Here is a 22,013-nt window from a genome sequence, read left to right as displayed (position 1 = left end):
TTAGTAATTGTCGAAAGCCCCCGTGCTTCGCATAATCTGCTATCACGTCCACACCTCATACTGGAAATCCCGATGCAAAAGCCTCGCCTGGCCCTGATTCCTCTGTTGTTCGCGGCGACCCTGTCTCACGCTGCCACCGATCCCCTCGCACCGACCGCGCGCTGGAGCGCCTACACCGCCGGCCACGCGGCCACGCCGCCGATGGGCTGGAGCAGCTGGAATGCGTTCGGCACCGACATCGACGAGGCGAAGGTCCTGGGCGCGGCCCAGCGCCTCGTGGACAGCGGCCTGGCCGCCAAGGGCTACCGCTACGTCAACATCGACGACGGCTGGGCGCTGCGCCGCAACCAGCCGGACGGTCGCCTGATCCCGCGCCCGGACCGGTTCCCGTCCACCGTCAACGGCGGGTTCCGTCCGTTCACCGACAAGATCCACGCGATGGGTCTGAAGGCCGGTATTTACTCGGACCTGGGCCGCAATACGTGCTCGCAGGCGTATGGCGGCGACGACCCGAACCTGCCGAAGGGCAGCGTGCTCGAACGCGAAGTGGGCCTGTACGGCCACATCGACCAGGACATCGGCCTGTTCTTCCGCGACTGGGGCTTCGACTTCATCAAGGTCGACGGCTGCGGCCTGCGCGCGTACGGCGCGGACAGCCCGAAAGTCAAGACCGGCAACTACCGCCCGCTGAAGCCCGTGCTGGACCTGGAATCGGTCGCCCGCTCGGACATCCCGGCCGTGCAGGCGGAATTCACGCAGATCAACGAGGCACTGAAGCGCAGTAATCCGGACGGCGACTACCTGCTGTCGCTGTGCGTGTGGGGCTCGGCCGACGTACGCGCCTGGGGCAAGAACTTCGGCAACCTCTCGCGCACGAGCGACGACATCCGCCCGAACTGGCCGCGCCTGCTCAGTAACTACGACAGCGCCGCACGGCGCGAACTGTACGGCCATCCGGGCAGCTGGAACGATCCGGACATGCTGTACATCGGCGCCGGCGATTTCGACGCGAACCACCTGACCGAAGCGAAATCGCACTTCGCGCTGTGGGCCATGCTGAATTCGCCGCTGATGACGGGCGCCGACCTGCGCACGACGCCGCAGGCGCTGATGGACATCTTCGGCAACGCCGACATCATCGCGCTGAACCAGGACCCGGCCGGCAACCAGGCCGTGCTCGCGTACGACGCGGACGACGTGCAAATCCTCGTCAAGACCCTCGCGTCGGGCGACAAGGCCGTCGCCATCTTCAACCGCGGCATCGCAGCCGTCGATGCCGACCTGACGGCGGAGCACCTCAAGCTGCGCAAGGACGGCAAGATCACGCTGACCGATCTCTGGTCGAAGGAAGCCACCTCGTTCACGAACGAGACGAAAGTGAAAGTGGCGCCGCGCGAAACGCGCATCTTCCGCGTCCAGGGCGCACGCGCGCTGGCGGACGGCCTGTACCTGTCGGAGCAGCCGGGCAGCGTGAACCCGGCCGTCGACGGCGTGACGAAGCCGACGGCCGATCCGACCGTGTTCCGCTCGTCGTTCGGCTGGAGCGGCACCAAGGGCGGCGGCGAACGCCCGATGTACGCCGGCTTCGGCGGCGCGCGCGCGGACAGCACGCCGTACGGCCAGTGGCTGCAGATCGGCGGCAAGCGCTACGACGCCGGCATCGGCATCCTGGCCAATTCGCGCCTCGAAGTGCGCAACCACGATTACCGCCGCCTGGAGACGAAGGTCGGCGTCGACGATTCCGCGCAGGACCGCAAGAACGGCGTGACGTTCCTCGTCTACGGCGACGGCAAGCTGCTCGCGAAGAGCCGTGCGCTGCGCTGGGGCCAGCCGGCGCAGGCATTGAGCGTGGACGTCGCCGGCGTCAAGCTGATCGAACTGGTGGCCAAGAGCACGGGCGGCGCCAACGAGCAGCTGCCGGTGACCTGGGGTGACGCGGCGCTGACGTCAGCGCGCTGATTTCAAGGCGTGGCGGCGCGCCGCCAGCTCCTGCTCCAGCCTGACGTCGCGGCCGTAGATGTCCGCGGCGAAGCGCGCACCGCCTTCGCTGTCGACGATGGCGGTCGCGTAGAACAGCACCACGGGAATCGAACGAGGCAGGTCGACGTGCTTCGTCGGCCCCGGCTGCAGCGCCTCCTGGATCGCATCCGCCGTCCATTGGCGCTGCCCGCCGAGCACGTACTGCGCCAGCGCGGCCGGGTGCTCGACGCGGATGCAGCCGTGCGACAGGTCGCGCCGGCTGCGTTCGAACAGTTCGCGCGCCGACGTCGAGTGCAAATAGATGTCCATCGGGTTCGGCATCGCGAACTTGATCGGTCCCAGCGAATTCTTCGCCCCCGGGCGCTGGCGCACGCGCGCCCGCCCCGCCTTCAGGTCCGCCACGCTCGCATCCGGCGGCACCGTCTCCATGTCATGCTGCTTCAGGTACGCCGGATTGCGCGCGAGCTTCGGCAGGATCTCTTTTTCCAGGATGCTGCGCGGGACGTTCCAGTACGGGTTGAATTCGAGGTAGCGCATCTGCCCGACGAACAGCGGCGTTTCCGTCTTGACGGCGGAGCCGACGACCACGCGCATCTCGAGCGGCGGCTCCGCGCTGCCGTTCTGCAGCGCCCACAGCCGGTAGGCCGGCAGGTCGACGACGATCAGCGGGCCGGGACCGAAATCCGGCAGCCAGCGCAAACGCTCCAGCGTCAGTTCGAGCTGGCGCACGCGCTGCGCGGGCGGCACGTTGAGCGCATTGACCGTGCCGCGGCCCAGCACACCGTCTTCTTCCAGTCCGTGGCGGGCCTGGAAGTGGCGCACGCCCTCTTCCAGCTTGTCGCCGTAGATGCCCTCGAGGGGCGGCGCCGCATCGGCCGGCAGGTCGCCCAGCAGCACGAGGCGTTCGAACAGCGCCTGCGCATCCGCGTACGCCCCGCCCGGCTTGACCTTCGCCTGCGGCACCAGGAGCGCCGGATACGGCTGCTTCGCCAGCTCGCGGTAATGCGCCAGCGCCGCCTTCACCTGCGCGTACAGCGGCAGCTGCGGCTCGGCCGCCTGCACCGCGTCGCGCAGCTTGCCGGCCGCGAGCCCCGTGCGCAGCCGCTCGACGGGATCGTAGCGCTTGAGGCGCGCGTCGGACTTGCCGGCGTGGTATTCGGAACGCACACGCCCCACGCGCAGGTCGGCCAGGTAGTGCAGCATCGCCGCCGTCAGCGCGACGTCGAACCGGGCCGGATCGGCATGGCCGGAACGCAGCTGCTGCTGCAGGTCGTCGGCGCCGTAGTCCTGCGGGTCGAGGCCCTGTACCGGGGCCTGGCGCAGCACCCACAACGCGGCGGCGGCGGTTTGCGGATTCCACGCGGGCGCATACTTGCGCGGGGCGTAGAAGCGGTCGAGCCAACCGCGCTCGTCGTAGGGACCGGGCAATGGCGCGGCTTGCGCATGGATGGCCGCGGGGATGGACTGGGCGAGGGTGAAACGGGGAACGAGGGCCGCGGCGCAGAGCACGAGCGCGGCGGCGATTTTCTGGCTGGACTTCATGGATGCTTTCGGACTTCGGCAACGATACGTTACCGATAAGCATCATACCCGCAACGCGTGATATCAGCGTGTACGATTGGTGCGCGTGGCGAGCCAGCACAGGATGGCACCGCCGCACACCATGGCCGCGCCCTGCCAGAACGCGAGCGACAGCGGCGCGCGCAGCAGGCGTGCCGAGAGCGCCGCGGAGAGCACGGGGATGAAGTACGACGCACCGGCCAGGACCGTCACGTTCCCGTGCAGGATGCCGACATTCCACGCGCCGTAGCCGAAGCCCATGGCGCCCGCGGCCAGCAGCAGGTAGACGACGGCCTCGAGACTGACATCCATGCGGCCGCCGCCCTCCAGCAGGTACTTGCCCCACAACGCCATCGACACGAGGATGAAGAACAGCGTGACGCCGTTCTTTCCTTCCGCGATGCGCGCCGTCACCGTGCAGTACGCGGCCCAGATCACGGCGCCGGCGAACGCCAGCCCGTAGCTGAGCGGGTTGGCGCGCACGTTGCGCAGCATGCCGGGCAGGTCGGCGCCCTGCGCGCCGCCCAGCACCCAGCAGATCCCGACGATGGACAGCGCGAACCCCGGCACGATCAGGAAGTTCGTCTTCTGCCGGTTGAACAGGATGCTTGCCACGATGGTGAACGTGGGCCACAGGTAGTTGACCATCCCGACCTCGATGGCCTGGCGCGCCGTGTCCGCATAGCCGATCGACAGCGACAGGCACAGTTCATAGGCCACGAACAGCACGCTGCCCCAGGCCAGGTAGCGGCGCGGCAGCCGCGCCTGGCCCACCGACAGCAGCAGGAGCACCGACGCCACGCTGTACATCAGCGCGGCCCCGCCCGTGGGGCCGAGGTGGACGCTGACCTGGCGGATCAGGCCCACGATGGCGCTCCACAGCAGCACGGCGGTCAAGCCGATCAGCGTGGCCCTGTTCCTGTCTTTCATTGCGCTCCCGGCCTACAACGCTTCCCTGACGTGCGGGATGCCGAGGTCGTCGTAGACCGAATACACGGCGGCCAGCATGTTTTCCAGCTCGGGCGAGCGGTCCATGTGGCGCACGCTGAAGAAGATCGGCGACACCGCATGCTTGTCCTCGATGCGCCGGTACACGACGTTCCGGTGATGCATGCCCTGCACGCTCTCCGGCACGATCGCGATGCCCTGCCCGGCCGCCACCAGGCCCATCGCGATCTGCAGTTCGCGCACTTCCGTCACGTGGTCCGGCGTCAGGTTCGCTTCGCGGAAGGCCGCCAGCACCTGGTCGGCAAAGCTGGGCCGCGGCGCCTTCGGGTACACGAGCAGCGCTTCGTGGACCAGGTCCGTCAGGCGCAGGTTGCCCTCTTTCTCCGCGAGGCGGTGGCCGGGGAACAGCGCCACCACCATCGGCTCCTCGCGCAGCAGGATGCGGCGGATGCTCGTGTCCTCGCTCTTCAGGCGCCCGAAACCCACGTCGATGCGCCCTTCCTTCAATGCCTTGAGCTGCTCCACCGTCGTCATCTCGTGCAGGGTCACCTCCACCTCGGGGTGGTTGTCGCGGTAGCGGCGGATGATGTCCGGCAGCAGGCCGTACAAGGTCGACGCGACGAAGCCGACCGACAGCGTCCGTTCCAGCTTGCCCACGCGCTGCGTCATCGTGCGCAGGTCGCGCACCTGGTCGAGCAGCGGCTTCGCATGCGCCAGGAAAAAGGCGCCGGCCTCCGTCAGGCGCAGCGGCCTCACCCCTTTTTCGATCAGGGTCACGCCCAGGTCTTCCTCCAGTTGCTGGATCTGCCGGCTGAGCGGCGGCTGGGCGATGTGCAGGCGCTCGGCGGCGCGCGTGAAGTTGCGTTCTTCCGCGACCGCGACGAAGTAGCGCAGGTGCCTTAATTCCATACTCGATACCTATAGGGTATTGAAACGATACCAAAACGGTGTTGGACGCCCGTCATTTGCAGGAATATCGTGTCCTCACCTCAGCGAATTATACGCAAATAATATGATTCAATATATCGAAACCTTCCTGCTCGACGTGCCGACGATCCGGCCGCACAAGCTGTCCGTCGCGACGATGAACACGCAGACCCTGGTGCTCGTGCGCGTCCGCTGCGCCGACGGCATCCAGGGCTGGGGCGAGGCCACCACCATCGGCGGCCTGGCTTACGGCGAGGAGAGCCCGGAAAGCATCAAGGCCAATATCGACACCCACATCGCCCCGCTGCTCGTCGGCATGGACGCGAGCCAGCCGGCAAAGGCGATGGCCAGGGTGCGCAAGGCCATCCAGGGCAACCGCTTCGCCAAGTGCGCGCTGGAGACGGCGCTGCTGGATGCGCATGCGCGCCGCCTGGGCGTGCCGCTGTCCGACCTGCTGGGCGGCCGCGTGCGCGACGCCTTGCCCGTGGCCTGGACCCTGGCCAGCGGCGACACGGCCAAGGACATCGCGGAAGCGGAACACATGCTGGAGATCCGCCGCCACCGCATCTTCAAGCTGAAGATCGGGCTGCGCAGCGTGGACGCCGACGTCGCCCACGTGCTGGCGATCAAGCGCGCGCTGGGCGACCGCGCCAGCGTGCGCGTCGACGTCAACCAGGCCTGGAGCGAAGCGCAAGCCGTGCGCGGCATCGCCCAGCTGGAAGCCGGCGGCGTCGACCTCATCGAGCAACCCGTGAAAGCCCATCACACGGCGATGCTGGGCCGCCTCGCGCGCCGCTTCGACGTCGCGATCATGGCCGACGAAGCCCTGCACGGCCCGGTCGATGCGCTGGCGCTGGCCCGCTCGGACGCCGCCGACGTCTACGCCGTCAAGATCGCGCAGTCCGGCGGCCTGTTCGCGGCGCTGGAAGTGGCGACCGTCGCGCGGCTGGCCGGCATCGGCCTGTACGGCGGCACGATGCTCGAAGGCGGCATCGGCACCGCGGCCACGGCGCACGTCTGCGCGACGTTCGCCGACCTGGAGTGGGACACGGAATTGTTCGGTCCCCTGCTGCTGACCGAGGAAGTGCTGCGCGAACCGCTCGTGTACCGCGACTTCGAACTGCAGGTGCCGACGGGGCCCGGCCTGGGCGTCGAGATCGACACCGACAAGCTGCGCAGCCTGCAACGCAAGTAAAGACACTGGAGACCACCATGCTGTTTCACGTCCGAATGAACGTCAACCTGCCCGCGACGATGCCGCCCGACGAAGCCGCGGCGCTCAAGCAGACCGAAAAGGATCTCGCCCAGCGCCTGCAGCGCGAGGGCAAGTGGCGCCACCTGTGGCGCATCGCCGGGCAGTACGCCAACGTCAGCATCTTCGACGTCGACAGCGTCGACGAGCTGCACACGCTGCTGACGTCCCTGCCCCTGTTCCCCTACATGCACATCGACGTCATGCCGCTGTGCCGCCATCCCTCGTCCGTCCGCGACGGCGATATCTAACGCAACTATAAAGGAGACCTGAAATGAACCACGCAGACATCGAACGACTGGCCCACAGCTGGGTCGTGGACGCCGCCGACCGCCCCGCCGACCCGCGCGTGCAGCAGGTGGTGCTGCGCCTGCTGGGCGACCTGTGCAAGGCGATCGAGGACCTCGACATCACCCCGACCGAGTTCTGGCACGGCGTGGCCTACATGTCGGCCGCGGGCGCCGCCAACGAACTGGGCCTGCTGGCCGCGGGCCTGGGCCTGGAGCGCTTCCTCGACATCCGCGCCGACGAAGCGGAACAGAAGGCCGGCCTGGAAGGCGGCACGCCGCGCACCATCGAAGGCCCGCTGTATGTGGCGGGCGCGCCGGAAAGCGTGGGTTTTGCCCGCCTGGACGACGGGACCGAGGCGGACAAGGGCGAGGTCCTGTTCATGCAGGGCACCGTGTTCGACCAGGATGGCAAGCCGCTGCCGGGCGCGAAGGTCGAGGTGTGGCACGCGAACCTGACGGGTAACTACTCGTTCTTCGACCAGACGCAGTCGCCGTTCAACCTGCGCCGCACGATCGTCACGGACGACCAGGGCCGCTACCAGTTCCGCAGCATCATCCCGGTCGGCTACGGCTGCCCGCCGGACGGCACGACGCAGCAGCTGCTGAACCTGCTGGGCCGCCACGGCCAGCGCCCGGCGCACATCCACTTCTTCGTCAGCGCCCCGGATCATCGCAAGCTGACCACGCAGATCAACATCGACGGCGACGAATACCTGTGGGACGACTTCGCGTTCGCGAGCCGCCCTGGCCTCGTACCGCCCGTGAACCGGATCGACGACCCGGCGCAACTGGACGCCAAGCGTGTCGACAAGCCGTTCGCGTCGATCGACTTCGACTTCCACCTGTATCACGCCACCGCCGCCGCGCCGACCACGCAAGTCGACCGTCCGCGCGCCGCCGCCTGAGGACACCGCCATGATCCCGATCGTTCCTGTCGACGCGTTCAAGCCCAAGCGGCTGGACGACTACATGATCGAAGACGCGCAAACGGGCGACCACCGCCTGCACCGCAGCGCCTTCACCGACGAGACCCTGTTCGAGCTCGAGATGAAGCACATCTTCGAGGGCAACTGGATCTACCTGGCGCACGAGAGCCAGGTCGCCAACGTCAACGATTACTACACGACGCACATCGGCCGCCAGCCGGTGTTCATCGCCCGCAACAAGGGCGGCGAGCTGAATGCGTTCATCAACGCGTGCAGCCACCGCGGCGCCCAGCTGTGCCGCCACAAGCGGGGCAACAAGGCGACCTACACCTGCCCGTTCCACGGCTGGACCTTCAACAACAGCGGCAAGCTGCTGAAGGTGAAGGATCCGGAATCGGCCGGCTATCCGGAATGCTTCAACAAGGAAGGCTCGCACGACCTCAAGAAACTGGCGCGCTTCGCCAACTACAAGGGCTTCCTGTTCGGCAGCCTGAATCCGGACGTCGAGCCGCTGGAAGCCTTCCTCGGCGAGGCCGGCAAGATCATCGACATGATCGTCAACCAGTCGCCGGAAGGCCTCGAAGTACTGCGCGGGTCGTCGACCTATACATTCGACGGCAACTGGAAGCTGCAGGCCGAGAACGGCGCCGACGGCTACCACGTGACGGCCGTGCACTGGAATTACGCGGCCACGACGAACCGGCGCAAGCAGGAGCAGGCCGCCGGAGAAGACAAGATCCGCGCCATGGACGCCGGCAACTGGGGCCGCCAGGGCGGCGGCTTCTACGCCTTCGAGCATGGCCACATGCTCCTGTGGTCGCAGTGGGCGAATCCGGAAGACCGCCCGAACTTCGCGCGCCACGCCGAGTACACGGAAAAATACGGCAAGGCGACCGCGGACTGGATGGTCGGACGCTCGCGCAACCTGTGCCTGTACCCGAACGTGTACCTGATGGACCAGTTCAGTTCCCAGATCCGCGTGCTGCGTCCAATCGCCGTCGACAAGACCGAGGTGACGATCTACTGCATCGCGCCGAAGGGCGAATCGGCCGAGGCGCGCGCGCACCGCATCCGCCAGTACGAGGACTTCTTCAACGTCAGCGGCATGGCGACCCCGGACGACCTGGAAGAATTCCGCGCCTGCCAGCAGGGCTACAACGGCGCCGCGATGCAGTGGAACGATATGTGCCGCGGCGCCAGGCACTGGATCCACGGCGCGGACGACGCGGCGCAGGACATCGGCCTCGCGCCCGTCATGAGCGGCGTGCGCACGGAAGACGAAGGCCTGTACACGATCCAGCACCGCTACTGGCTCGACGTCATGAAGAAGGCATTCGACGCGAAGGGAGAAGCGAAATGAGCGCGGTCACGATCCAGGATATTCAATCCTTCCTCTACCGCGAAGCGCGCCTGCTCGACGACGAACAGTGGGACGACTGGCTCCAGTGCTACGACGCCAACGCGCGCTTCTGGATGCCGTCGTGGGACGACGACGGCACGCTGGTCCAGGACCCGGAGCGCGAGATCTCGCTGATCTTCTACCCGAACCGCCAGGGGCTGGAGGACCGCGTCTTCCGCATCAAGACCGAACGCTCCAGCGCGACGATTCCCGATACGCGCACGAGCCACAACATCGCCAACGTGGAGATCGAAAAAGTCGAGGGCGCGGTGCACACGGTGCGCTTCAACTGGCACACGCTGAGCCACCGCTACCACACCGACTACAGCTATTTTGGCATGTCGCGCTACGTGATCGACTTTTCCGGTCCGCAGCCGAAGATCCTGGACAAGTACGTCGTGCTGAAGAACGACTACATCAGCCAGGTGATCGACATCTATCACATCTAAGCAGGAGACGGTCATGAGCCACACGATCGCGCTGCAGTTCGAAGACGGCGTCACGCGCTTCATCAGCTGCAACCCCAACGAAAAACTGTCCGACGCGGCCTATCGCCAGAAGGTCAACATCCCCCTCGACTGCCGCGACGGCGCCTGCGGCACCTGCCGCGGGCTGTGCGAGTCGGGCAGCTACGACCTGCCGCCGGACAGCTACATCGAGGATGCCCTCGAAGAGAAGGACGCACAAGCCGGCTACGTGCTGGCGTGCCAGATGCGTCCGACGTCGGACTGCGTCGTACGCATCCCGGCCACGTCCGCCGCCTGCAAGACGGGCGTCGGCGACTTTCCCGGCACCGTCACCGCCGTGGAGCAGCTGTCGCCGTCCACGATCCGTTTCGCTATCGCGCCGGACCAGCCCGACCAGCTGGACTTCCTGCCGGGCCAGTACGTGAACGTGACCGTGCCCGGCACGGACCAGACGCGCTCCTACTCGTTCAGCTCCGCGCCCGGTGCGGAACAAGCGAGCTTCGTCGTGCGCAACGTGCCGGACGGCTTGATGAGCACCTGGCTGACGACCCGGGCGCAAGCCGGGCAGCCGGTCACGTTCTCCGGCCCGTACGGCAGCTTTTATTTGCGGCCCGTGCAGCGCCCCGTGCTGATGCTCGCCGGCGGCACGGGTATCGCGCCATTCCTGTCCATGCTGGACGTGCTGGCGGCGAAAGGCTTCCCGCATCCGGTGCGCCTGGTCTACGCCGTGACCAACGACCACGACCTGGTCGGCCTGGCGCAGCTGGACCGCATCGCCGCCGCGCATCCGCAGTTCCAGTACGTGACCTGCGTGGCGGCGGAATCCAGCAGCCATCCGCGCAAGGGTTATGCCACGGCGCACGTGGAACCGGGCTGGATGAACGGCGGCGACGTCGACGTCTACCTGTGCGGCCCCGTGACGATGGTCGACGCGGTGCGCGGCTGGCTGGACGGCATCGGCGTGACACCGAACTCATTCCACTTCGAGAAGTTCTCTGCCACGAGCACGGCGGGGGTGGCGGCATGATGCATCCGGACCGTTTCAGGGACAAGGTCATGATCGTCACCGGCGCCGCCCAGGGCATCGGCCGCGGCGTGGCGCTGGCGGCGGCGGCGGAAGGCGCGCGGCTCGTGCTGGCGGACCGCTCGCCGCTCGTGCACGAAGTGGCGCAGGAGACCGGGACGCAACCCATCGTCGTCGAGGCTGACCTCGAGACGTGGGCCGGCGCGTCGATGCTGGCGGCGCACGCGCTGGAGGCCTGCGGCCGCATCGACATCCTCGTCAACAACGTGGGCGGCACGATCTGGGCCAAGCCCTACCAGGCGTACGAGCCGGACCAGATCGAGGCGGAGATCCGCCGCTCGCTGTTCCCGACGCTGTGGTGCTGCCGCGCGGTGCTGCCGGCGATGCTGGCCGCGCACTCCGGCGTCATCGTCAACGTGTCGTCGGTGGCCACGCGCGGCATCTACCGCATCCCGTATTCGGCGGCGAAAGGCGGCATCAACGCGCTCACGGCCAGCCTCGCGATGGAGCACGCGCAGGACGGCATCCGCGTCAATGCCGTCGCCACCGGCGGCACGGAAGCGCCGCCGCGCAAGGTGCCGCGCAATCCGAAGCCGTTGAGCGAGCAGGAGCAAACGTGGTACCAGGGCATCGTCGACCAGACGACCGCGACGAGCCTGATGCACCGCTACGGCACCATCGCCGAGCAGGTCGCCGCGATCCTGTTCCTCGCCTCAAGCGAAGCGTCGTACATCACCGGCACCGTCCTGCCCGTGGGCGGCGGCGATCAGGGTTGACGCCATGACCTTCATTCAAGTTGACGACGTCCGCCTGCACGTGCGGACCGACGGCGACCCCGCGCGCCCCTGCATCGTGCTGTCGAACTCCCTCGGTACTGACCTGTCGATGTGGGATCCGCAGGCCGCCGTGCTGGCCCGCGACTATTTCGTGCTGCGCTACGACACGCGCGGCCACGGCCTGTCCGGACGCGGCACGGCACCCGCGACGCTCGACCGCCTGGGCCGCGACGTCGTCGGCCTGCTCGACGCGCTGGCGATTCCGCGCGCGCACTTCTGCGGCATCTCGATGGGCGGCATGACGGGCCAGTGGCTCGGCATCCACGCGCCGCAGCGGCTGGACAGGCTCGTGCTGGCCAACACCGCGGCGCACATCGGCACGCACGAGGGCTGGACCGCGCGCGCCGCCCAGGTACGGGCCGGCGGCATGGATGGCGTGGCCGACGGTGCCGCGGCGCGCTGGTTCACGCCCGCGTTCATTGCGCGCGAACCGCACGCCGTCGCGCGCATGATCGCCCGCCTGCGCGAGCAGGATGCGCAAGGCTACGCGGCGTGCTGCGATGCGCTGGCGGACGCCGACCTGCGCAGCGCGATCGGCACCATCGCCGTTCCCACGTTGATCATCGCCGGCGCCGCGGACCCGGTCACCACCGTCGCCGACGCCGGCTGGCTGCGCGACCGGATCCCCGGCGCGTGCCTCGTCGCGCTGGCGGCCTCCCACCTGTCCAGCATCGAAGCGGAACCGCAGTTCAGCGGCGCCCTCGCCGCCTTCCTCGCCGACTGACCAGGACAAGGCGGCAAACATGCTGCCGCCTTGCCGCCGTCAGAACGCGTGCCGCAACCCCGCCATCGCCCCGCTCTGCGCCTTGCCCGGCGCCGTCGTGCCGCCCGCATCGAGCGCGATCGCGGCGGCGCCGCGGTTGTCCATGCGGCCGACGCCCGCGTACACGGCGCTGCGCACCGACAGCGCATATGTCAGGCGCGCGACCGCCAGGTTCGTGTCGTCGGGCGAGCCCTTGACGTTCTTGCGCGCCACCTGGGCATCCAGGGTCAGGCGCGGCGCGACCGGGATGCTGGCGCCGAGGTAGAACAGACCGGATTCGGTGATGCCCGTCGCGGCATCCGTCTTGCGGTCGATGACGCCGGCGCCGATCTTCGTCGTGCCGACCATGATCCAGCCGTTGGCCGTGATGCGGCGGTCGTAGTTGGCGCTGCCCGTCAGGCCGCCCGCAGCGCCCGTGTTCCCATACAGCTTGTCGTACGTGGCGTTGATGCCGTAGGCCTTCGTGTCATAACCCAGCAGCGCCGTGTATTGGCGGCAGGCGCGCGCATTGCCCGGCACCTCGCCCGCGCAGCCGGTGGCGGACGGGCCGCCGGCCGCCGACGCGTCGCGCCCGAAGCTCCACGTGGCGCCGACCGTCACGCCGTCGAACGTGCCGAGATAGCCGATCGCGTTGTCGCTGCGCGCGTTCGGCAGATACAGATCGATGCTGTTGATCGAGAAGAGATTCGGCCCCAGCACGTCGCTCTTCATCGTGGCGAGATACGTCATGTTGAGGATGCGGCCCAGCTGCACCGTGCCCCAGCGGCCGCGCAGGCCGACCCACGCCTGGCGTCCGAACAAACGGCCGCCCTGCCCCAGCGTGCCGACGTCGGGATTGAAACCGCTCTCCAGGTTGAACACGGCGGAGAGACCGCCGCCGAGGTCCTCGCTGCCGCGCAAGCCGATGCGCGACGGCAGGCTGCCCGTCAGCGACGGTTCGCGCGTGACACCGTGGCCCGCCGCATCCGCGTTGTTCATGTGCGCCAGCGCCACGTCGACGATGCCGTACACCGTCACCTGGCTTTGCGCCTGCGCGCCGCCCGCTCCCAGACCCGCCGCGAGGGCGATCGCTACTGCCTTTTTCATCATGTCTCCTGTTGCTTGTTGTTCGGGCGGCGGCAAAGCGCCGCCCTGGATGCCGCGCACCCATGAAAAACGTTGGAAGGGAATCGGGTCAGGCTTCGGCGACGACGCCGGTATGCTGCGGCACGGCGGACGCCGAGCGGCCGTGGCGGATCAGCGCGACCGACACGGCGGCGATGACGGCCGGGATGGCCATCGCCTGGAAGTTCTGCTGCAGCGGCAGCGCCATGCCGACGAGCGTGCCGATGACGATCGGCGCGAGGATGGCACCGCTGCGGCCCACGCCGGAGGCCCAGCCGATGCCGGTCGAACGGATCGCGGTCGGATAGAACTGGCCGGCATAGGCGTAGGTGACGATCTGCGTGCCGATCGTCGACGCACCGGCGAGGCCCACGAGCACGAACAGCACGGGCGTGGGTACCGGATAACCCAGCAGCGTGATCGACACGGCGGCCAGCGCATACATCGCCACCAGCACGTACTTGATGTGGAAGCGGTCGGCGAGCCAGCCGCCGCCGACCGCGCCGATGACGGCGCCGAAGTTCAGCACGAGCACGAAGGTCAGCGCGGACCCGAGGCTGTAGCCCGCGCGGGCCATCAGCTTGGCGAGCCACGAGCTCAGCGCGTACACCATGAACAGGCACATGAAGAAGGCGATCCAGAACATCGCGGTGGAGAATCCGCGGCCGTCCTGGAACAGCTGCCCGATCGGGGCGCCCTGCGCGCGGTCCGCGGCGGGCAGGTCGAAGCGGTCGCCGGCTTGCGCGCGGTACGACGGCTCCATGCGCGCGAGGGTGCGCTGCAATTCGGCCAGCCGGTTGCGCCGCACGAGGAACGGCATCGATTCCGGCAGGCTCTTCAGGATGAACGGGATCAGCAACACCGGCACGCCGGCCGCGAGGAATACGGACTGCCAGCCGTGGTGCTCGATCAGTCCCTTGCCCAGCAGCGCGGCCAGCATGCCGCCCACCGCGTAGCCGCTGAACATCAGCGTGACCATCGTCGCGCGGATGCGCCTGGGCGAATATTCCGTCATCTGCGCGACCACGTTCGGCATCACGCCGCCGATGCCGAGGCCCGCCAGGAAGCGCATCGCGCTGAACACGTACGGATCGCTGCTCATGCCCGCGGCGGCCGTGAACACGCTGAACAGCGCGAGGCAGATGACGATGGCGTGGCGCCGGCCGATGCGGTCGGCGATCGTGCCGAGGAAGATCGCGCCGAACATCATGCCGAACAGCGCGGAGCTGACCATGAAGCCGGCGTTCTGCGCCGTCACGCCCATCTCCTTCATGATCGACGGCAGCGCGATGCCGGCCACGGCGAGGTCGTAGCCGTCGCAGATGATGATGAGCGCGCACCACGCGAGGATGCCGGCGTGGAAGCGGTTGAACCTGGCCCCGTCGGCCAGTGCGTGGATGTCGATGTGCCGCATGCGATTGTCTCCTTATGGATGTGTTGTCGTGGGGTGATGCAGGATGCGGTGCGCCGCCATGCCGATGACGACGCCCCAGAACGCGGCGCCGAGGCCGAGGAAGGTCATGCCGGACGCGGTGGCGAGGAAGGCGATCACCGAGGCTTCGCGGTGGTCCTCGGCCGCCATCACGCCGGCGAGGTTCGACCCGATCGCGCCCAGCAGCGCCAGTCCGGCCAGGCAGACGATCAGTTCCTTCGGCAGCGCGGCGAACAGCATGACGATGGACCCGCCGCACAGGCCCGCGAGCAGGTAGAACACACCGTTGGCGATGCCGGCCACGTAGCGGCGGCGCGGGTCCTCGTGCGCGTCGCGGCTCGTGCACATCGCGGCCGTGATGGCGGCGAGCGCGATCGTGATGGCGCCCGTGCACGCGACCGCCAGCGACACGAGGCTGCACGTGACGATCACCGGCCGCGCCGGCGTGGCGTAGCCGGACGTCTTCAGCACCGCCATGCCGGGCAGGTACTGGCCGGTCAGGGTCACCAGCACGAGCGGCAGCGCGAGGCTGAACGTGCCGGTCCAGCTCCACGCGGGCGCGATCACCGAGGGCACGACGAGCTCGAAGCGGACAGCGGCAAAATGCGTCGCGCCGGACAGCCACGCGATGCCGGTGCCGGCGCCGAGCAGCAGCACCACGCCGTAGCGCGGCACGGCGCGCCGGAACACGAGGTACGCGGCAATCATGCCGAACGCCAGCAGCGGCAGCGTGCCGGCCGTCCTGAACGCGTTCATCCCGAACGGTACGAGGATCCCGGCCATCATGCCGCTGGCGATCCCTTGCGGTACGTGGGCCATGATGCGTTCGAGGGAACCGGACAGGCCGATCGCGAGCAGGATGGCGGCCGCGGTGAGATAGCCCCCGACGGCTTCGGCCAGCGGCAACTGGGGAAAGAGCGTGATCAGCAGCGCCGTGCCGGGCGCCGACCACGCCGTGATGACGGGTACGCGCAGGCGCCAGCTCAGGACGATGCCGGCGATGCCTGCGCCGACCGAGATGCCCCACACCCACGATGCGAACATCGCGTCCGGCATGCGGCCCGCCTGCGCGGCCTGGTAGAAGATCGCCAGCGGCCCGGAGAACGAGACCAGCACGGCCAGGAAGCCCGCGGCCACGGCCGACAGGGATCCGTCGGACCAGCGCCGTCCGCGCACGGCGGCGCACTCCACTTGTCCTGTGCCCATGGTGTCTCCTTGTCTTATCGTTATCGGGACCAAGGGTAGAGAGATTGCACAGGCGCGTCCAAGACCGATTTGGTATCCATTCGATACCTGATGGGTATGACGATTGCCGTCAACGCCGATGCCGGCCGAAGAAGTCGAGCACCATACGGCTGGCATCCGGCCCTGCCTTGGCATTGAAGGCGTGTGCCGGGTCGCCGCCGCTCCATGCATGGCCCAGGCCGAGGATGCGCACCACGCGCAGCACGACCTTGCGCCCACGAGGTAGTCGTGGATTTCATGCGCATTGCGGCTGCCGCCCCGGCCCGCGGGCTTCGCCGCGATCCGCGTCGCCGGGCCTGCCGGCAACCCGTTCAATTGCAGCCACTGGCGTGCCAGCTGCCGCTGGTTCACCGGAGCCACCACCTGGTCGTCCTCGCCCTGGATCAGCAGCGCCGGCATCGGTACGGCCGGGCGGCCGCGCAACAGGCAATGAATGGCAGCGTCGGCCTGTTCCGGAGCCCCATGGCGCATGACGTGCAATGCGCCGAGAGGGCCATGCCCCGCGCCGAACACGGGGCCCGAATGCAGCGCGACCGCGGCAATGAGTTCCGGATGGTTGAGTGCCAATATCGCCGCCATCCCCGCGCCGGCGGAAAGCCCGCAAGCATAGATCCGGCGCCGGTCGATGGGATACCGTTCGCACACGGTCCCGATCAACGACGCCAGCGCCCCGGTTTCTCCACCGCCTTGCTGCGTGGCCCGGTCGTACCAGCGCCAGCACCGCTGCGCCTGCACGGTCACCGGCTGCTGCGGGTACAGCACGGCAAACCCCTTGTTCTCCGCCACGTGGTTCATGCGCGTGCCCTGCGCGAACTGCGTGGCGCTCTGGTGGCAGCCGTGCAGCATCACGACGAGCGGCCAGCCGCCAAGCGGCTGCTCGTCCCGCACGCGGTCCGGTACGTACAGCCAGTATTGCATGTCGCGTGCGACCGCCTGGCCCTGCGTCGCGGGCAGCGGGAACCGGCCCGCCAGCCACCTGCCAGTTGCCGGCGCGAGGCCGGGCCGGGCCGCCGGCTTGCGCGGTGCTGCCTTGCGCGCCGCCCTGGCTGGCGCCGGCGCACACACGTCCAGCAGCGTGGCCAGCATCGACTGCTGCGCCTTCGCGGCACGGGTCAGGCTGCGCAGCAGTCGCGTCTTTCGGGCAGGTTTGGCCATGGTGCCTCGGCATGGATGTTGCACTGCAATATATCGGCTCTGCAGATCGTGCTCCGTGCGGTGGCGTACCTTGCCGGGCGGCGCGCCGGCACGATCGGACACATCATCCCTACAAATCTGGCTCGTCTACCGCCACGAGCAAAAGAAGGGAGACCAGCGATGACGTCCACGATCAACTGGACCGCCCGGTGGGTCTTCATCGGCTTCTTCGTCCTCGTCACGGTGATGGGCTTCATGGCGTCGCGCTGGCAGTCGGGCGGCGCGGGCAAGGGCGAGCACCTCGACGAATGGGGCCTGGGCGGGCGCAACTTCGGCACGTGGATCACGTGGTTCCTCGTCGCCGCGATTTCTATACCGCCTACACCGTGATCGCCGTGCCGGCCCTCGTCTACGCGGTGGGCGCCTACGGCTTCTTCGCGCTGCCCTACACGATCGTCTTCGTCGTCATGCACGGGTATCTTCGCCGCGAAGAGCGCCGACACGATCCGCAGGAACGCCATCTTCCTGCCGGCCTACACGATCCTGCTCGGCCTGATCGCGCTGCTCGGCTACATGGCGTACGCGGCGCACCTGAAGGTAGCGAGCAACAACGACGTCGTCCCCGCGCTGTTCGGCGCGCTGGTGCCGGCGGCCGTGATGTCGATCGGCGCCGCCAATCGCTTCACGCGCAATTTCTGGAAGCCGTACGTGAATCCGCACGTCGGCCCGGCCGGCGAGGCGAAAGTGGCGAAGATGGTGTCGCTGGTCGTCAAGGTCGGCGCGCTGGTCTGCATCCTGTTCCTGCCGACAAAGTTCGCACTGGACGGCCTGTTCTCGCGCCGCTTCGGCAGCACCGCGCTGCTGTGCGGCTGGGCCGTCGGCAACGTGGCCGGCACGTGGATCGCGTTCGGCGACGGCATCAAGCCGGTGCATACTCTGCACCTGGGCGATGCCGGCGTGACCCTGTACACCGGGTTGCTGGCGCTGGCCGTCAACGTCGTGGTGGCGCTCGTCGTGCAGGCGGTGGCGGGTGTGGCGCAGCGCGACGTCGCCGGGAACAACGTGGAGTAGTCGTCCCGCCGTGCTGCCGCAGCGCCTCGCACAGGTCCCTGCCGGGCGATGCACTGCTGTCGGACAGGCACGAAACGCGCGGCGAGCGGGGATTGCGCGGCGCCGACTGTACCAGTTGCACCACGTATCGTTGCAACGGCTGCCACGAATCTGCCCGCTCGTTCCAGATTTCATTCTGTCTGTCACCCGACTGCGGTACTCTGGGTGACTTCACCATTCGAGCCCGGATACGTCGATCATGAGAAACCAGATGAACATGCCAGACAGCGCTGTCGCGCTCATGAACTACGTCGACGGTGCCGGCTGGACCGAGCATGCGGAGGTCGTCGTGCAGATCATGATGTCGAGCGTGCATCCGGACATCGAGTCATCCATCGCGACGGTGGCATGCCTTCCGAATCACCTGCGTACGAACGTCGCCCATTACCTGACCGAGATCCTCACGGGCGCCGTCGACAACGAGCAGCGCCACGCCATTTTTTCGTGGACGCAGTGCTGGGCGCTGGCGAGCCTGGACCAGTAACCGCCGCCGCATCGCACGACCGCCTTTGCCGACGATATCCTGGCCTGCGCACGTTCCCTGATCGCCGCCGGCGGTTACAACGGATTCTGCTATGCAGACATCGCCGAGGTCGTCGGCATGCGCAAGCCGGGCATTCATGCCTCATCCCCCCTCGAACGTCGGCGCCAATCGGCCATGGCACGGACTCGCCGTCCGTCAGGCTGGCGCTGGCCTGCGTGTTCGTGCTGTTCTAGCTTGGTACCGGTTACCAGATGTTGCGCCCGCGCCAGCGGCATGAAAAGTCAGCAACACTTCGGTAATTTTTACAGTTGAGGATGAGTCTGACGGCGGTGCTATTCCAAGCCATTGAAACCAAAGCGTATTTTTTCCTTGGCATGGACATTGCTGGCTATCCGGCAAAACAAAGCGCGAACAGCAGTCTGTTGCCCAGGAGACCATCATGAACTCGTCCGCGAACAACCCGCCAATCCCCCTGTGGAGAATCAACCGGTCCGTACTGTTAGGCATGTGCCTGATTGCACTGACTGCCGTGCTGTTTTACGGACCGGTCTTGTTGCTACTGTGGCGCGAGCTGGAGTGAGGTTGAGCCTGCTTACAGCCGTCCACGCAGTTCGAGCGCGATCGCACGCGGCTTGCTCACATAGCTGTAAGGCGAGCCGACGACCGAACCGAGCGTGCTGATCGCGATAGTTTGCCGGTTGGTGAGGTTCTTCACGACCGCGCCCACGCCCCAGTTGCCGGACAGCGCCGTCCAGCCGAGGCGCACGTCGACTTTCTCGCGCGCCGCCCCGGTATCGACGCTGCCGTCGGGGTTGCACGTTCCCTGCGCCCGCGTGTCGGCATTGCAGCGCCGTTCACCGATGTAGCCGAGCATCGCGTTGAAGTCCGCCGTCCCGTTCCACAGCGCCCAGCGCGCAGTGGCGCCGGCACTGGCGCTCAGGCGCGGCGCGCCGGCCGGCTGGCCGTCCAGCCGGACACCGGACGGCGACACGTAATGCGCATAAGTCTGGTCGATGTAGGCCAGCGCGCCGTTCAGGCGCCAGATCCGGTTGAGCGTCCACTGCGCGCTCAGCTCGGCGCCCGTCGCGCGCTGGTCGCTGTTGACGACCTGGTAGCTGGGCACGCCGGCGCCGGCATTGGCCGCCACCAGGGTCAGGCTTTGCAGATTGGTGAAGTCGTAATGGAAGATCGACGCCTCGTAGGACAGGCCCAGCGCACGCACCCGCCCCTTGATGCCGATCTCGGTATTCGTCACCAGTTCCTCGTCGTAGTAGCCATTCACGCCGAGGGCATCGAAACCGCCGGCCAGATAGCCCTTGCTCCACGAGCCGTACACCATGTGGTCCCGCGTCAGGTGGCGGTCCAGCACGATGCGCGGGCTGAAGTTGTTCCAGCTCCTCGACGCCGGGAACGGGCTGGTGCTCGATACGGTGTTGTTGAACTCGACGTTGCGTGCCACCACGGCCTGCAGCGATGCCGCCTGCTGCGGGGTCAGCAGTTTCAGGGCGACCGCGGTCGGAAACAGCTGTGCTTGCTGCATGACGGCGAGGCGAGCGTCGAGCTCGCTGGCGATACGCGGCGGGTTATACCAGCTGAAGCGCTTGTCGTCGTGCGTGAAGCGGCCGCCGACCGTCAGGTTGGTGGCCGGGCTCACATGCCAGAGCAGGTCGCCATACACGGCATAGGCGCGGTATTCGCCCTTGTCGTGGATGCTCTCGCGCCACGGCAGGCCGGCAAGGCTCAGCCCTTGCAGCGCCGCGTTGCCGGTGGCACGGCCGATGCCCTGGGCCAGGCCTGTCAGTGTGGCATAGGGCGCGCTGCCGGCGGCATGGCGAATCAGCGTGTCCAGCGACAGCGTCGTCAAGTCCACGTGCTGCGCCTGGGTGGCGCGCTCGCGATAGGCACTGGCGCCGCCCACCCAGTCGAGCGCGCCGTTCTGTCCGCTCAACTTGAATTCCTGCTGCCAGGTCGAGTTCGATTCGACGTTGCCGATGCCGATATACGCCGCCGGATTCATCGACCCGTCGTTGTCCTGCCAGTTCTGCGTGTTGAAGTGGCGGTAGGCGGTGATGCTGCTCAATGTCGCATGGCGCAGCGGCGTCGTCACACGCAGCGTGAGGCCGTCGAAGGTGCGCGCCTGCGCATTGGGTGCGGCGTCGTTGGCCAGCGGCTGCCTGCGCGGATCGACCCACGCTGCGGGCCCGCCAAAGTCGATCTTCCCGCCCGTGAGGGAAAACACCGGCGGGCCGGACACACGCATCACCCCATGTTCCCAGCCGAGGATGGCGTCGGTGTCGTCGCGCCGCCAGCGCACGGTGGCGCGCAGGCCGCGCTCGCCATCGTCGCCCATGCGCTGACCATTGAAGGTGTTGCGGACCCAGCCGTTGTCGCGCTGGTCGACCGCCGAGATGCGCAGCGCCAGTCCCTCGGCCAGCGGGGCGTTGTAGAGCAGTTCGGTATGGACCGCCCCACGCGTGCCGACCCGGACCAGTCCACTCGCTTCGGTCCGCTCGACGGGATCGTTGGTGACAATGGAGATGACGCCGGCTGCCGCATTGCGTCCGAACAGCGTGCCTTGCGGACCTTTCAGCACTTCGATCCGCTTGACGTCATTGAAGTTCAGCAGCGATCCACCGGTCTTGCCGACATACACGGAGTCGCTGAAGATGCCGACCGGCGAGTCCGTGCCGATGCCGTAATCCTCGGTGCCGACGCCACGCAGGAAAATGATCGGACGGGTGGATTGCAGCGGCTCGACCGACAAGCCGGGGACGAACGCGTCCATGTCGGCCAGGTTGACCACGCCGACATCCCTGAGCGCACTGCCGGCCAGCGTCTGCACGGCGATCGGCACGTTCTGGATGTCCTGGCTGCGGCTCTGCGCGGTGACCGTGACCACCGGCATGGCATCCTGCGCGCGACAGGCCTGCGGCACGCCCGCTGCCGCCACGGTCGTGGTCAGTGCAAGCCTGACGGCATGCCGGTTCATCCCCCGACGCAAATTCCGCTGACTCGATTTCATTATTGCCCCGTGAACCATTCGATCAATGCGATATCCTGATCACAACGGCAAACCTTGGCAAGGCCAATCAAGCGCTTTGCTGCATGTTTTTCTCAGGAAGGAGGCGCGTC

At 67.6% G+C, this 22,013-nt stretch carries 17 protein-coding genes and 2 pseudogenes; 11 read left to right on the top strand and 8 right to left on the bottom strand.

Translation table 11 applies throughout. From position 1 onward, the window contains the following. The first annotated feature begins 72 nt into the window (after window positions 1–72). Window positions 73–1,959: an NPCBM/NEW2 domain-containing protein gene (locus ACL58G_RS15355; RefSeq protein ID WP_440967667.1), complete on the top strand. Its 1,887-nt coding sequence runs from the start codon at window positions 73–75 to the stop codon at window positions 1,957–1,959. Here ACL58G_RS15355 and ACL58G_RS15350 read toward each other — a convergent pair. The 3 genes from ACL58G_RS15350 to ACL58G_RS15340 form a co-directional block, all read right to left on the bottom strand. Then, entirely contained in the window at window positions 1,948–3,522 is a 1,575-nt protein-coding gene (locus ACL58G_RS15350; protein ID WP_440967665.1) for a L,D-transpeptidase family protein, read from the bottom strand. The genes ACL58G_RS15355 and ACL58G_RS15350 overlap by 12 nt on opposite strands. Before the next feature lie 63 nt (window positions 3,523–3,585). After that, window positions 3,586–4,470, bottom strand: a complete 885-nt coding sequence (gene yddG / locus ACL58G_RS15345; RefSeq protein ID WP_440967663.1) for an aromatic amino acid DMT transporter YddG — start codon at window positions 4,468–4,470, stop codon at window positions 3,586–3,588. A 12-nt stretch (window positions 4,471–4,482) separates the two neighbouring features. After that, complete coding sequence (locus ACL58G_RS15340) at window positions 4,483–5,397, bottom strand: LysR family transcriptional regulator (RefSeq protein ID WP_440967661.1); 915 nt, start codon at window positions 5,395–5,397, stop codon at window positions 4,483–4,485. Between the two features lie 103 nt (window positions 5,398–5,500). Between ACL58G_RS15340 and ACL58G_RS15335 the strand changes: the two genes are divergently transcribed. The 8 genes from ACL58G_RS15335 to pcaD are packed head-to-tail and all read left to right on the top strand — an operon-like array spanning window position 5,501 to window position 12,333. After that, window positions 5,501–6,610 (top strand): muconate/chloromuconate family cycloisomerase, encoded by a 1,110-nt coding sequence (locus ACL58G_RS15335; protein ID WP_440967659.1) that lies wholly within the window; start codon window positions 5,501–5,503, stop codon window positions 6,608–6,610. Between the two features lie 17 nt (window positions 6,611–6,627). Continuing rightward, the gene (catC, locus tag ACL58G_RS15330; RefSeq protein WP_413342340.1) at window positions 6,628–6,918 is read left to right on the top strand and encodes a muconolactone Delta-isomerase; all 291 of its coding nucleotides are present in this window, start codon (window positions 6,628–6,630) and stop codon (window positions 6,916–6,918) included. A gap of 23 nt (window positions 6,919–6,941) precedes the next feature. Next, entirely contained in the window at window positions 6,942–7,862 is a 921-nt protein-coding gene (gene catA, locus ACL58G_RS15325; RefSeq protein ID WP_440967657.1) for a catechol 1,2-dioxygenase, read from the top strand. A gap of 10 nt (window positions 7,863–7,872) precedes the next feature. Continuing rightward, window positions 7,873–9,243: a benzoate 1,2-dioxygenase large subunit gene (gene benA, locus ACL58G_RS15320; RefSeq protein WP_440967655.1), complete on the top strand. Its 1,371-nt coding sequence runs from the start codon at window positions 7,873–7,875 to the stop codon at window positions 9,241–9,243. Further along, window positions 9,240–9,731, top strand: a complete 492-nt coding sequence (gene benB, locus ACL58G_RS15315) for a benzoate 1,2-dioxygenase small subunit (protein WP_413342334.1) — start codon at window positions 9,240–9,242, stop codon at window positions 9,729–9,731. The genes benA and benB overlap by 4 nt, the downstream gene beginning before the upstream one ends. Window positions 9,732–9,744: 13 nt before the next feature. After that, a complete protein-coding gene (benC, locus tag ACL58G_RS15310; RefSeq protein ID WP_440967653.1) occupies window positions 9,745–10,776 on the top strand; it encodes a benzoate 1,2-dioxygenase electron transfer component BenC in 1,032 nt (343 codons plus the stop codon). Beyond that, window positions 10,773–11,549 (top strand): benzoate diol dehydrogenase BenD, encoded by a 777-nt coding sequence (gene benD, locus ACL58G_RS15305; RefSeq protein ID WP_413384813.1) that lies wholly within the window; start codon window positions 10,773–10,775, stop codon window positions 11,547–11,549. The genes benC and benD overlap by 4 nt, the downstream gene beginning before the upstream one ends. Window positions 11,550–11,553: 4 nt before the next feature. Further along, complete coding sequence (gene pcaD / locus ACL58G_RS15300) at window positions 11,554–12,333, top strand: 3-oxoadipate enol-lactonase (protein WP_413384812.1); 780 nt, start codon at window positions 11,554–11,556, stop codon at window positions 12,331–12,333. A 39-nt stretch (window positions 12,334–12,372) separates the two neighbouring features. On the opposite strand, the gene ACL58G_RS15295 is transcribed toward pcaD, so the two are convergent. From ACL58G_RS15295 to ACL58G_RS15280, 4 genes and pseudogenes are all read right to left on the bottom strand, one after another. Next, window positions 12,373–13,458 carry a porin gene (locus ACL58G_RS15295; RefSeq protein ID WP_440967652.1) on the bottom strand — a complete coding sequence of 362 codons (1,086 nt, stop codon included), beginning with the start codon at window positions 13,456–13,458 and terminating at the stop codon, window positions 12,373–12,375. An 88-nt stretch (window positions 13,459–13,546) separates the two neighbouring features. Further along, window positions 13,547–14,890 (bottom strand): MFS transporter, encoded by a 1,344-nt coding sequence (locus ACL58G_RS15290; protein WP_440967650.1) that lies wholly within the window; start codon window positions 14,888–14,890, stop codon window positions 13,547–13,549. A 12-nt stretch (window positions 14,891–14,902) separates the two neighbouring features. Next, complete coding sequence (locus tag ACL58G_RS15285) at window positions 14,903–16,114, bottom strand: benzoate/H(+) symporter BenE family transporter (RefSeq protein ID WP_440968046.1); 1,212 nt, start codon at window positions 16,112–16,114, stop codon at window positions 14,903–14,905. A gap of 270 nt (window positions 16,115–16,384) precedes the next feature. Beyond that, window positions 16,385–17,071: pseudogene (locus ACL58G_RS15280) on the bottom strand (extracellular catalytic domain type 1 short-chain-length polyhydroxyalkanoate depolymerase); the annotation flags it as partial. Window positions 17,072–17,467: 396 nt separating this feature from the next. Between ACL58G_RS15280 and ACL58G_RS15275 the strand changes: the two are divergent. Together ACL58G_RS15275 and ACL58G_RS15270 are read left to right on the top strand one after the other, a co-directional pair. Beyond that, window positions 17,468–18,358: pseudogene (locus tag ACL58G_RS15275) on the top strand (hypothetical protein). Between the two features lie 250 nt (window positions 18,359–18,608). Beyond that, on the top strand, window positions 18,609–18,881 hold the full coding sequence (locus ACL58G_RS15270) for a hypothetical protein (protein ID WP_371768232.1): 273 nt from the start codon (window positions 18,609–18,611) through the stop codon (window positions 18,879–18,881). A gap of 592 nt (window positions 18,882–19,473) precedes the next feature. Here ACL58G_RS15270 and ACL58G_RS15265 read toward each other — a convergent pair. Then, on the bottom strand, window positions 19,474–21,870 hold the full coding sequence (locus tag ACL58G_RS15265; RefSeq protein ID WP_440967648.1) for a TonB-dependent receptor: 2,397 nt from the start codon (window positions 21,868–21,870) through the stop codon (window positions 19,474–19,476). Window positions 21,871–22,013 lie beyond the last annotated feature (143 nt).

Origin of the sequence: Massilia sp. GER05 (genome assembly GCF_052056005.1) — a bacterium.
Classification (GTDB): Bacteria; Pseudomonadota; Gammaproteobacteria; order Burkholderiales; family Burkholderiaceae_D; genus Telluria; species Telluria orientalis.
The sequence above is the reverse complement of the archived record's forward strand: the minus strand, read 5'-3'. Positions and strand labels throughout refer to the sequence as shown.

Coding starts and splice junctions, on each gene's coding strand:
- benC (WP_440967653.1), top strand. CDS start 9,745: ATGAGCCACACGATCGCGCTGCAGTTCGAAGACGGCGTCACGCGCTTC.
- ACL58G_RS15335 (WP_440967659.1), top strand. CDS start 5,501: ATGATTCAATATATCGAAACCTTCCTGCTCGACGTGCCGACGATCCGG.
- yddG (WP_440967663.1), bottom strand. CDS start 4,470: ATGAAAGACAGGAACAGGGCCACGCTGATCGGCTTGACCGCCGTGCTG.
- benD (WP_413384813.1), top strand. CDS start 10,773: ATGATGCATCCGGACCGTTTCAGGGACAAGGTCATGATCGTCACCGGC.
- ACL58G_RS15265 (WP_440967648.1), bottom strand. CDS start 21,870: ATGAACCGGCATGCCGTCAGGCTTGCACTGACCACGACCGTGGCGGCA.
- ACL58G_RS15290 (WP_440967650.1), bottom strand. CDS start 14,890: ATGCGGCACATCGACATCCACGCACTGGCCGACGGGGCCAGGTTCAAC.
- benB (WP_413342334.1), top strand. CDS start 9,240: ATGAGCGCGGTCACGATCCAGGATATTCAATCCTTCCTCTACCGCGAA.
- ACL58G_RS15355 (WP_440967667.1), top strand. CDS start 73: ATGCAAAAGCCTCGCCTGGCCCTGATTCCTCTGTTGTTCGCGGCGACC.
- ACL58G_RS15350 (WP_440967665.1), bottom strand. CDS start 3,522: ATGAAGTCCAGCCAGAAAATCGCCGCCGCGCTCGTGCTCTGCGCCGCG.
- pcaD (WP_413384812.1), top strand. CDS start 11,554: ATGACCTTCATTCAAGTTGACGACGTCCGCCTGCACGTGCGGACCGAC.
- ACL58G_RS15295 (WP_440967652.1), bottom strand. CDS start 13,458: ATGAAAAAGGCAGTAGCGATCGCCCTCGCGGCGGGTCTGGGAGCGGGC.
- catC (WP_413342340.1), top strand. CDS start 6,628: ATGCTGTTTCACGTCCGAATGAACGTCAACCTGCCCGCGACGATGCCG.
- ACL58G_RS15285 (WP_440968046.1), bottom strand. CDS start 16,114: ATGGGCACAGGACAAGTGGAGTGCGCCGCCGTGCGCGGACGGCGCTGG.
- catA (WP_440967657.1), top strand. CDS start 6,942: ATGAACCACGCAGACATCGAACGACTGGCCCACAGCTGGGTCGTGGAC.
- benA (WP_440967655.1), top strand. CDS start 7,873: ATGATCCCGATCGTTCCTGTCGACGCGTTCAAGCCCAAGCGGCTGGAC.
- ACL58G_RS15340 (WP_440967661.1), bottom strand. CDS start 5,397: ATGGAATTAAGGCACCTGCGCTACTTCGTCGCGGTCGCGGAAGAACGC.
- ACL58G_RS15270 (WP_371768232.1), top strand. CDS start 18,609: ATGAACATGCCAGACAGCGCTGTCGCGCTCATGAACTACGTCGACGGT.